A 10,095-nucleotide genomic window follows, 5' to 3' on the forward strand; every position below is an offset into this window, starting at 1 on the left:
CCGCGTTTCGCGGATCTGTAGCGCCCGGCTCATCAACCGCTCGGCAGTAACCAGATCACCTTGGTAGTAGTGATTGATCGCCAGGTTGTTGAGGCTGATGGCGGTATCGGGATGCTCGGCCCCCAACACCTGCTCCCGTATCGCCAAGGCGCGTTCGACGTAGGATTGCGCTGAAGCATAGCTGCCTAGCCGATCTAGGTGTCGCCCGATCCAGATGTGGCGAGGAGCAGTGCGGTGGGAAGAACCTCCCCCGGTACGAGGTGGGCGGCACGGGCGAGCAGGCGCAGCGCCAGGGCATCCTCGCTGTCTTGGGGTTCGAGGCGCTCGTAGCTCAGGGCGAAGCTGCGGGCGACGTCGCGGTTGTGGCCGGTTGGTAGCGTGCCGTCCCGTTCGCGCAGCGGCAGCCGCTCGAAGAGGCGCGGGCTGCGGAGTTCTGCAAGGTAGCGCTCTACGCTCCAGCGTTTGGCCAAGCCCGCCAGGAAGCGCCCGGCCAAGTGCAGGGCCAGCGGCAGGTCGCCCAACTCGGCAGCCAGCGCGTCGGCGTCAGCGTCGCTCAGTTCGGGGCGGTGCTGGCGCAGCAGGGCAATGCTCTCGGCGCGGTGTAGCACATCGAGCGCATGGCGCTGCACCCCCAGGTCGCCCGGCCAGTCGGGGTTGCGACTGGTGATCAGCACCCGCGTCGCCCCGCCGGGATGGTGGTCACGCACCAGTTGCGGCTCTTCGCAGTTGTCGAAGATCAGCAGGTAGGGCAGGCCAGAGGCCTAAGTACTCAGCGGAAAGCACCCTTGAACATCGCTCCTCTCTCCAGAAAAACCTTTACCGCGAGCGGCTCTCTTCAGTGTACAATGTTGCCTCTGCCCAAGGGGGAGTTCTCCCATGATATAACACATCGGGATCGATGTCGGCCCCATTTGGCCATGCTACGGTACCACCATCAACAAAAACTGTGCGAAAAAAGGCGGGATCGGTACGCACGAGGGCAAAGATAGGCCCGGTCGCAATGTATGGGCTGAGATCAATTTCGCGCTCCTCTCCTGTAGTAAAGACCACGCGAACACGTTGGCCGTCGCTCGGTTCGACAGATTGTACCCGCGCAAACATCGTCATTGTTTCATTCCTCTCTAGGTGAGTGGTGCAATTGGTTGGAGGGGTTGGACATTTAAACGAGCGCGTTCGGGCTGGTCAAAGATCAGTTCAGCCGAATGAATGTGAATGTGCAGTGCCGCCGCAATCCCCTGGAGCCGCTCAAGCGTCATGGCACGCAGCCCCAACTCCACATTCACCAACGTCTCACGGAACCACCCCAAGTTGATAAACGAAGATCGCCTCGCGCTACGCAGCACCGCTATGGCATGCGATCATACCCAATCAAATCGCGGTCATATGACCAGATGAAGATGCGACGCATGCGATGAAGTATGCACTGGCGCTCAAACTCTTTGATAATCGAAAGGTCGCCCATTCCGATGCCCCGCATGGCGTGATCTGGAAATGCGGCGAGGTAACCACGCACGAGTTGCACATCAAACGAAGGCGTCGCCACCCAAGGGGCTGTTCCGTCAAGCGCGTGCTGCACCTGAGTGATGAATTTGCTGGCTGTTGCGCGGCGTATGTGTCCATCTCCTTGTTGTGCGATGTGGTTGCCAGTCTCAATAATCGCGGCCACGGGGAGCAGGAGCGTGATGTCGGCCTCAATGTATGCTTTGAGTTGGCGCAAAGCCTCATCGTGACGTTGGTCACGGTGCGGCACACGCAGCAGATTACAGAGAACGCCGGTGTCGATCAGGCAGATGCTCACCCTTCACCTGCCTCTACCTCAAGGGTAGACAGCCACGCAAGGGCATCCGCACGGCGTTCCTGAAGCGTCTGCCGCTGCTTCAGAAAACGGTCGAGGGTTCCGCTCGTTACCAGATCGCCAAGTGAACCTTGGGCAATGAGTTCGGGATAGGTGGCAAGATCTTCTAGTCGTATGAGGCAACTATCACCCTCAGTTGGGTTGCGGTAGCAGCAGACAACATCTGGGATCGCTGCAAGGGGGAGCGCGTCGAGCAGCGCGGGGTTGTGAGTGGTGAGCAAGACTCTGAGCCGACGAGCGTGCGCGACCCGCTGGATGTTTGCCAAGAGTGTTTGTGCGCGGCTAGGGTGGACACCATTGTCAATCTCTTCGATCACCACAAGCGAACCCTCTGGCGCAGAGAGCAGGGCGGCCGCAATGGCCAGTACGCGCAGGGTACCATCAGAGAGCAGGGGCGCATCGCGGATTTGCTCGCGCCCGCCGAAGGTCTCGGTGAGCTGCACCATCACCTCGCTGCGCGACGTTTCAACAAAGGTGATGGCGCGAATGTCCTGCTCTGGCAGCGCCCGAATGAATGCGAGTACCTGGTCGTGAGCCTGTTGTCGATGGATGAGATCATACAAGACACTTGATACATTCGCGCCATCACCGCGCAGATGCACGTCAACCATAAAGCTGTAGTCGCGCATGCGGCGCGGATGCGGATCCAAGAAGAGGGTCTGCTCCAGCAGCGTCTGGTACCTTTTCGCTACCATCGGGATCACCTGCTGCGACTGAGGGTGATCGTTGGCGAAGCGCGCTGGTGTAAGCAATTGGGTGAAGACCGCCTGCTGATCAGTAGCCACAATATGCGGCTTCCTTCCACCGCGTGCGAAGTTGTTATACGCAACCTGAAGATCGTGGCTGGAGGGATCAGCCGTCGGTTCTACACGATAGAGGGGAACATGCTGATCCGCGCTTGTGATCTGCTCCTCGTGGATACGCAGCGCAGTCGCATCGAGCGCAATCGTGAGATCAAGCCTATTCCATGCGGCAACCTGCGTATCCGCAACCCTACAGCCCAACGTAAACGTCGGCGACGCATTGTAGACTAGGTCGCCTACGCGCCCACGGATAGCATACGCATCCGTATGGACGCGCTGCAAGATCTCCGTGAGGCGCTGGCCTTGGGCCAACCAAGCAAGCAGCCGTAACGCTTCAATAGCATTGCTCTTACCCGATGCATTCGCGCCAATCAGGAGAGTAAGCGGAGCAAAGGAAAGGGTAGCTTCGCGGTAGCTCTTAAAATTTGCAATACGGAAAGCTTCAAGCACAGCACCCTCCTTGCCAGAGGTTTGGCAGTAGCATCTTACCCTCAATCGGTGACTGAGATACGGGCTTCCTACTCAGCCCGCGATTCACACTGAATTGCTTCCATGTCGAGTGGTTGTGGCTCACCACATGTTACCTCACACACGCCAATCCTCAACTGCCAAGCCCGTAAAATCAACGAAGTCAGCCGTGTTGCAGGTGACCAGCACAAGTTGATTGACATGGGCAATCGCCGCAATTTGACCATCAGCAAACGACGGGGTACGTCCGCGCAGCGTGAGGCGAGCGCGTTCTTGGGCATGCCAGAGCGCCGCTTGCCAGTCGTAGGCAAGGATCGGCAAGTTGGGCGCAACCACCTGGTGAAGATAGTGTTCAAGCGCCGTGCGCCGCGCTGATGAGGGGAGGCGTTCGACACCATAGAGCAACTCATGCCACCTCAGCGAGGCGCACCATATCCCAGCCCATGCCCTGACGCTGGACTTCGAAGCGTTTCGTTTGGCGTATGTCATCAATCCCAAGGGCAATGTGGAAGGGAAAGAGTTCGGGTAGACGCACCAGGTCGGCAAAAGGAAGGTCTTGGGCAGGATGCGCGGCTAGCGCCGCCTCAAGCATCCAGTGTTCAACTGCTGGCGTGGTGGTACTCAGACGCTGAGCCGCATAGGTGGCGTGCGCTGGTGTGTTGACCAAGAGGCCCCAGTTGCGTAGGGAAAAGATGAGGCGATCCGTCGCTTTCTGCAAACCGCCAAGCGGCCCCATCGTGCTGACGAGACGCTGCGCTACATCACGGGTACCAATGGCGTCACGGTGGCGCAGGAGCTGGCCAATGGTGACCATGCCTTGGCGAAAGAAGGGGTAGGCGAGCAGGCTCAGACCGTAGTGCAGCCAGATCCGATCACTTGCGGTACGTGATTGAGCAAAGAGGGTTACCGCTTCATGCTGGAGATCATGATGCCGCTCAGCCGTCTTTACCCAGATTGTGAGTAAGATGGTGATGGCAACCTGGCGATTTGCTTGGCTCTCTATTTGCTCGGCAACAATTGGATCAAGACGGGTGCGTAGCTCCCGAAGATCGCTCGTCTCTGCACAGATTGCTGCGGTGGCATTGAGCCAATTCAAATAGATGTTTCGGCGAAAGCCGATCTGTTTTTCCATAATGTTATACCGATGAAGGATGCGAGGGAACCAGGTTCCCTCGCGCACCCTCGTTGCAAGAATGCGAGGGAACCAGGTTCCCTCGCGCACCCTCGTTGCAAGAATGCGAGGGAACCAGGTTCCCTCGCGCACCCTAGCTACACATTATCGTAACCAAAGGCACAGCCAACTCTTCAAGGGTGATACCACCGTGGCTGAGAACAAGCTCGCCCCCCGGGGCAAAGGCCCGTCGGCCTTGCGGTATTAGCACCTGGGTCTGGGCTGGCAACAGGCCGTCGTCAGTCCAGACGATGGTGTCAGCGAACTGCATCTGTACCACGCGAACAATCTCCGGGTTGGAGTAGAGGCGTGCGCGTTTGCTGCGTGACTCTACCAGCACCCCTTCCTGCGGTAGGCCCATGCCGAGCGCCGCAACGTGCCCATGGTCACTTGTGATCACTACAGTATACCGCAGGTTGAACAGATGTTTGATCAGTTCTTCCAGCCAGACGATGGGCTGGTGCTGTCCATCATTGGCGTGAAGCCAAACCCCCAGTGTGGCCTGCCAGCCAACTGCGCCCTGGCTCTCTTTGTGTACCTTTGCGTCAATGACTGAACTGACGAGGCAGAGTGCTTGCATGCGTCGGCTATGAATGACCTCAGGATACGCGGCTTCGCGCTGGGTCGCAAGGTGGGCACATGCGATCGCGTCGGGCCTCAGACCTTGCCGTTGCCAGAAGTTTGACCAATGCTGCTGCTCGTGCCGATTATGCAGCAGGGTGCTTGCAAACTCTGCTGGGCGCATGCCGCTGATTAAGGCTTGGCGTGAGATCGCGGTCATGCTCGGAATTTGGGCAAGAACCAAGCGATCATCGATGTGCCAGTCAGGATGACGCGCCTGCCAGATTTCGCGGATGAGCAGCCAGTCGGCGAGGGCCATCCCATCAAGGATCAGGAGTGCGATGCGCTGATCGGGTTGCTGCTGGCAGCGGTAGGCCAGCCAGCCAGGGATGTGGTGCAGATGGTGCGGAATGGGTAGCGCCCGTGTAGCCAGTGCGCTGTAGTTGGCATGCAACCAGTGGGCAAAATGGGCATCCAGCCGCGCCTGGAGAAGGCGATAGCTGCTCGCCTGATCGTGATCCAGTCCATGCTCGGCTGCTGCATGCCAATTGCTGATCTGCGCCCAGCGGCGCGCCACAAGCTGCCACTGCTCCCAACGGAGTGGGGGCGTTGCCGCAGCGGTGTTGAGTGGTAGCTGCGCCTCAAGCCATGCCACTCCTTCTGCAAATTGCTGTCGTTGACGCTCCGCGCTGTGTTGCACAACCGCCGGTCGCGTCCATGTTGGGAGGGTGGCGGCGTTGGCAAGCGCAACCGGAGTGAGGGTGCCCGTACGCACGAGCCGTGGAATCAGATCGTGCAGGGCAGCATCGGTCGCGAAGGGAAGCATGGCCGCTGAGAGATACGCCCCATCCGTGCGCTCACAAACCTGCTTTTCTAGGTACTTGCTCCATTCCGCTTGGACAAAACGGTGGTAGACCGCTGCATCGCGCAACATCTCATCGTTGGGCAGGCTGGCGAGCAAGGCTACGTGGCGCAGTTGGCTCCCAAGGTGCTGGAGAAAGACCTGCGCCATAGGATCATTGCATGCGTGGTAGCGCTCAAGCCAGGCCAACCAATCAGCGCATGAACGCAGCCGACTAGGCGCAAAGTCAAACACCACCTGCAGCAGATAATCCAGGCTATCACGGTAGGCGAGCGCATGGCGTGGCGTGCCGCATTGCTTCTGCGCCGCACTCAGCCGCTGACGCTGGCCTGGGCTCAGTTCGCGCAGGGCTGGATAGGCGATGTTGGGAAAGAACTCATGGAGCGCAAGTATGATGTGGTAGCCCTGTTGCCACAGGTCATACGGTAGCGCCTCGAGCGCCTCGGCGGTCACAATGATCACTGGCGTCTGCACACTGAGCGGCAGGCATTGTTGCAGACGGTAGCGCAGCGCAATCGGATCGCGCTCCGCAAGCAGGCGAAAGCCGCGCTCGGCAAGTACGGCCAGGATGCGCTCATCACCCAACAGATCATCTGGATCGCTTACCAATGAGAGCGGATGGGTATGAGGCGGGAAATAGGCGAGTAGGTGGTCGAGCATGGGACTGCCTCCTCCGGTGAAGCGGTGGAGTGCCGGCTTCAGCCGGCTAAAGCCGCCACTCCACCGTGTGCCACGTAGCATGGTTTGCCCAGCTAAACTACGCCGCTAACGCTGGCTCGTAGTGCAGCACGATCAATTGCTCGGCATGCAGCGCAAGCAGAGCGTAGGTGCGCCCATTATCGTCGCTAAACTCAACCTCGAATACATTCAGTGCCAACTCTTCAACAATAGTGCCGACCTGACCACGTCGTAGCCCATGTGCAGGAATATCTTTGAGCAGGGCAACCACATCCAAGATTTGTATTGGTTCATGCATTCTACCTGCTCCTTCGTTACAACACATAACAACTGGTAAGCCGTGGGTTTTGTTCGCCGGTGCGTACAATCCAACTGCTTCGCACCACTACTTCGCCCTGCGCTGCGTACATACGAAAGTCTACCACATAACGCTGGCCGAATGCGTCCTGCTCTGCTACAGTGGCTTCTTCAGTTTGTGCCGCATGGAGTAGCGCATCGCGCAGCACTGCTGCATCGTTGGCAGTAAGACCAAGTGCCGCTGCGAAGACACGCGCTTTATGCCGCCCACGCGGGTGGGCGGGGTTGAGGCAGTAGTCGCGCAGCTTGGCGATCTCGACAATCGCTTGGTCGGCATACGGAAGTCGCATGGCACTTACCCCACCCGCAGGCTCGCGTTATCATAGTACATGAGCAGGTCAGGGTCTTCCTGCACGACACTCTCCGGTAGCCGTTCTGCCACCTGGACGATCGTCTCGTAGTTTTTGGTATTCCATGCCTGCTTGAAGCCCGCCTTGATCGCTTCGCTACGGAACTGCTTGAGCCTCCGACTGCCCTCAAGGTAGGTCGCAAACTCTTTGAGCAGGCTGCGCGTACGCAGTTGTTCAAGGTCAAGCGCCCGATTGGGATCAGGCACATACCAGCGGTCGCGGGCGACCGTGATCAGGCGTGCGTTCGTGGTCGTTAGGGTGCCGTTCTCCTCCGCCGCTCTGCCGTTTGCCACCTCATCGGCGATCACATCGCGCAGATCGCTGCTCCGCCTCATCCATGCCACAATCTGGGCCGGAACAGGCATGCTACCACTGTAGGCAAGGAAATTCTCTTCCAGCAGGGTACGCAACTCAAGCAGACGCTCATGCTTTGGCCACGCATTCAGTTCGCGCATAAAGAGCGGCGTCAGTTCGGCAGTCGTCTGCGGCTTGTTGTGCAGTTGCTGCTTGATCCACTGGATCGCCGAAGCCTCGTTCATCACGTAGATCTCGAGTTGCTGCATAGCGCGCACATTCAGGCGCTTACGCTCATACTCGGCCACCTGCTCGGGCAGAAAGTACATGCCGTCACGCTCAGGAAAGCGTTGGGCCAGGCCAGCGTAAAACTCCGACGCAGAGAGTGGCACGGCGACCCCACGCTGGACATGGAATGCGACCATGCGGTCGAAGAGTAAATAATTCTGCCGCTCATTAATAATTTCAGCCCGCTGATCTGCCATCTCAACAAACACTGGTAACTGACGAAGATGGGTATGGACAAAGTCCCAGGCACCATCTAAACTACCGGCGTTGATTTTGAATCGCTGTTCTAATCCGTCATTTGGTTTATAAGCTGAAATGACAAGATCCTGTTTGACAAGCTTTTGAATAGATTGTTTGTACGTTTCCTGTTGCTTGTCAAGTGTACGTACATCTGCAACCACAAACCCAGCTCGCTGAATTGCCTCCTGAATTGCATTCCAGACACCATTACTTGAGTTGTGAAATTCAACCGTAATCCACCGACTTGGTTTAAGTACCCGATAAAGCTCCTGAAAAGCTAGCGCCATGAGATGTTGATAATCCATCAATGTACGCTGGCGACCTTTGTCCATTACAGCTTCAGGTAAGCGATTGGTGAGAATATTTAGCCAAGCCTCCCAGAAAAAGTTCAACTCTGAGTAATGAAGACTGTTGCCAAAAGGAGGATCAACAAAGACGTAATCGCAAACTGAGTCTGGGATTTGTGCCAGTCGTGTGGTTGATTGACACGTTACAATGGCATTTCGCTTCGTGAATGGAAGACGAATTTTGCTCAATCTTCCCATTTTGTTGGTCATTGCATATGCTGGTGAAACTTCAGAAATTAACGAACCAACAAAGAGCGTTCCTGAAAAATAACGATTTACTTGCGATCCCCCAGTTCTTCCATATTGAATGGGTTGATACCTATTCATTTTTGTAAACCCAAGACAATTTCCCTGCACAAAAAAACGCATAAAAGCGCTTTTGTCTTGCACTTGCCCCCACAGATGCGCATATGCAATCAAAGCCCTACGGAAATAGAAGTGATGCAGATGGGTAATCCCTTTCAAATGGTAGCCATCTTTTCCTTTGCGTTCACCATCAGGCATTTCCTGTACAGGAAACCAACCCTCAATCTGGTATTCCTGAATTCTTTGAATGACTTCAAGGTCTTGCGCGTCTGGCACTTTCTCTGCACGAACAGATCCGACTTGGTAATTAATCAATACCGGTTTGTATCGAACCAGTTTATGAAAATCACTAATCGGTTGGTCAAAAAATATTTCATGCACTCGATTAAGTGATTTCTTTCCAAGTTTAGCATGGCAATGAGTACACTCAAAAGTATCCAAAACTCGAAAAGTCTCTTTTTCAACAGCGACATCATAATAGACTACATCAGAACTACATTCAGGACATGTAAATACTTCACTCCAGACAGTGAAATTGATTTTTCCTGTACGACCATCGCTGTGGCGTGTGGTATACATCCATCCATACTTATGCTCAAAATCAGCGAAGAGTTGCCGTGCATCTAACTCGAATGTACTTGAATCTACCGGCGTATTATAGTTATAGGCAATAAACGTCGCGGCGGGCGAGAGATCACCCAGAATCGCACGTCGCGCCCCCCACGATGGCATGCCCCAACCAGCCTCTTGCCACTCCTGTTCAATTTTGGCCTTAAACGCCGGGTCTGGATTGGCACACAGTTGCGCCGCCACCCCGGTCATGCCCGTACCACAAAAGCCATCGAGGATCACATCGCCCGGTTGGGTGTAGTGGAGGATATAGCGCATGATCGCTTTATGCGGCACTTTGGTGTGGTAGGAATGGGCATTGTAGATAGGATCATTCTTCCCTTCGCTCACATCTGCGGCGAAAGGTTCTTTGCTATACGCCTCACTTGGATCATACGGCTTGCCATACACCCGCATGAATTCCTCAAGAAACGGGTTAGGACAAGCGGTGTAGTAGGGTGGATCGGAGAGCGCGAGGATATCCTCATCGGTGCCAAGCGGAAAGCCTTCGATCTTGCGAAACTCGGGATCGCACAGTTTCTCGCGGAGCTTGTCGGTAAAGTAGGCACGGCGCGCCTCATCGTCGGCAAAGGTCATGCCGAGGCACTCGACGGGGGGAGTTGGTTCGGTGGGAGCTTGGGGGAACGAAGATTGTTGGTGCATAGGATTATGTGTGGTGTGGGGAGGCCGGCTAAAGCCGGCACTCCACCTGAAGTCTACGGACGGTCGTGGGAGTGCCGGCTTTAGCCGGCTTTCGGAAATCTACGGACGGTCGTGGGAGTGCCGGCTTTAGCCGGCTTTCAGAAGTCTACGGGCGGTCGTGGGAGTGCCGGCTTTAGCCGGCTTTCGGAAATCTACGGACGGTCGTGGGAGTGCCGGCTTTAGCCGGCTTTCAGAAGTCTACGG

General features: G+C 56.4%; 12 protein-coding genes. All 12 read right to left on the reverse strand.

What is annotated here, in order from left to right; translation table 11 throughout:
* Positions 1-216: tetratricopeptide repeat protein (locus CJ255_RS24975; protein ID WP_369127680.1), on the reverse strand; the 216-nt coding region annotated here is incomplete at its 3' end.
* The gene (locus tag CJ255_RS24525; RefSeq protein WP_097645772.1) at positions 195-707 is read right to left on the reverse strand and encodes a hypothetical protein; all 513 of its coding nucleotides are present in this window, start codon (positions 705-707) and stop codon (positions 195-197) included. The genes CJ255_RS24525 and CJ255_RS24975, both read right to left, overlap by 22 nt.
* A gap of 109 nt (positions 708-816) precedes the next feature.
* Positions 817-1,107 (reverse strand): DUF2442 domain-containing protein, encoded by a 291-nt coding sequence (locus CJ255_RS19570; RefSeq protein ID WP_217352500.1) that lies wholly within the window; start codon positions 1,105-1,107, stop codon positions 817-819.
* A 14-nt stretch (positions 1,108-1,121) separates the two neighbouring features.
* Positions 1,122-1,343, reverse strand: coding sequence for a hypothetical protein (locus CJ255_RS23025; RefSeq protein ID WP_124682020.1), 222 nt, complete (start codon positions 1,341-1,343; stop codon positions 1,122-1,124).
* 2 nt (positions 1,344-1,345) lie between these two features.
* Positions 1,346-1,798, reverse strand: a complete 453-nt coding sequence (locus tag CJ255_RS19575) for a hypothetical protein (protein WP_097645773.1) — start codon at positions 1,796-1,798, stop codon at positions 1,346-1,348.
* Positions 1,795-3,108: an AAA family ATPase gene (locus CJ255_RS19580; RefSeq protein WP_097645774.1), complete on the reverse strand. Its 1,314-nt coding sequence runs from the start codon at positions 3,106-3,108 to the stop codon at positions 1,795-1,797. Before CJ255_RS19580 ends, CJ255_RS19575 begins: the two co-directional genes overlap by 4 nt.
* A 135-nt stretch (positions 3,109-3,243) precedes the next feature.
* Positions 3,244-3,531, reverse strand: coding sequence for a PIN domain-containing protein (locus tag CJ255_RS19585; protein WP_097645775.1), 288 nt, complete (start codon positions 3,529-3,531; stop codon positions 3,244-3,246).
* A 1-nt stretch (position 3,532) separates the two neighbouring features.
* On the reverse strand, positions 3,533-4,258 hold the full coding sequence (locus tag CJ255_RS19590) for a hypothetical protein (protein WP_097645776.1): 726 nt from the start codon (positions 4,256-4,258) through the stop codon (positions 3,533-3,535).
* Between the two features lie 133 nt (positions 4,259-4,391).
* Complete coding sequence (gene pglZ, locus CJ255_RS19595) at positions 4,392-6,380, reverse strand: BREX-3 system phosphatase PglZ (RefSeq protein WP_165774826.1); 1,989 nt, start codon at positions 6,378-6,380, stop codon at positions 4,392-4,394.
* A gap of 97 nt (positions 6,381-6,477) precedes the next feature.
* Positions 6,478-6,696, reverse strand: coding sequence for a DUF4926 domain-containing protein (locus CJ255_RS19600; protein ID WP_097645778.1), 219 nt, complete (start codon positions 6,694-6,696; stop codon positions 6,478-6,480).
* A gap of 16 nt (positions 6,697-6,712) precedes the next feature.
* A complete protein-coding gene (locus tag CJ255_RS19605) occupies positions 6,713-7,045 on the reverse strand; it encodes a DUF6883 domain-containing protein (RefSeq protein ID WP_097645779.1) in 333 nt (110 codons plus the stop codon).
* A gap of 5 nt (positions 7,046-7,050) precedes the next feature.
* A complete protein-coding gene (locus CJ255_RS19610; protein ID WP_245863604.1) occupies positions 7,051-9,786 on the reverse strand; it encodes a DNA methyltransferase in 2,736 nt (911 codons plus the stop codon).
* Positions 9,787-10,095 lie beyond the last annotated feature (309 nt).

Origin of the sequence: Candidatus Viridilinea mediisalina, from assembly GCF_002532535.1 — a bacterium.
Lineage (GTDB): Bacteria > Chloroflexota > Chloroflexia > Chloroflexales > Chloroflexaceae > Viridilinea > Viridilinea mediisalina.

Coding starts and splice junctions, on each gene's coding strand:
- CJ255_RS19570 (WP_217352500.1), bottom strand. CDS start 1,107: ATGACGATGTTTGCGCGGGTACAATCTGTCGAACCGAGCGACGGCCAA.
- CJ255_RS19590 (WP_097645776.1), bottom strand. CDS start 4,258: ATGGAAAAACAGATCGGCTTTCGCCGAAACATCTATTTGAATTGGCTC.
- pglZ (WP_165774826.1), bottom strand. CDS start 6,380: ATGCTCGACCACCTACTCGCCTATTTCCCGCCTCATACCCATCCGCTC.
- CJ255_RS19600 (WP_097645778.1), bottom strand. CDS start 6,696: ATGCATGAACCAATACAAATCTTGGATGTGGTTGCCCTGCTCAAAGAT.
- CJ255_RS19605 (WP_097645779.1), bottom strand. CDS start 7,045: ATGCGACTTCCGTATGCCGACCAAGCGATTGTCGAGATCGCCAAGCTG.
- CJ255_RS19610 (WP_245863604.1), bottom strand. CDS start 9,786: ATGACCTTTGCCGACGATGAGGCGCGCCGTGCCTACTTTACCGACAAG.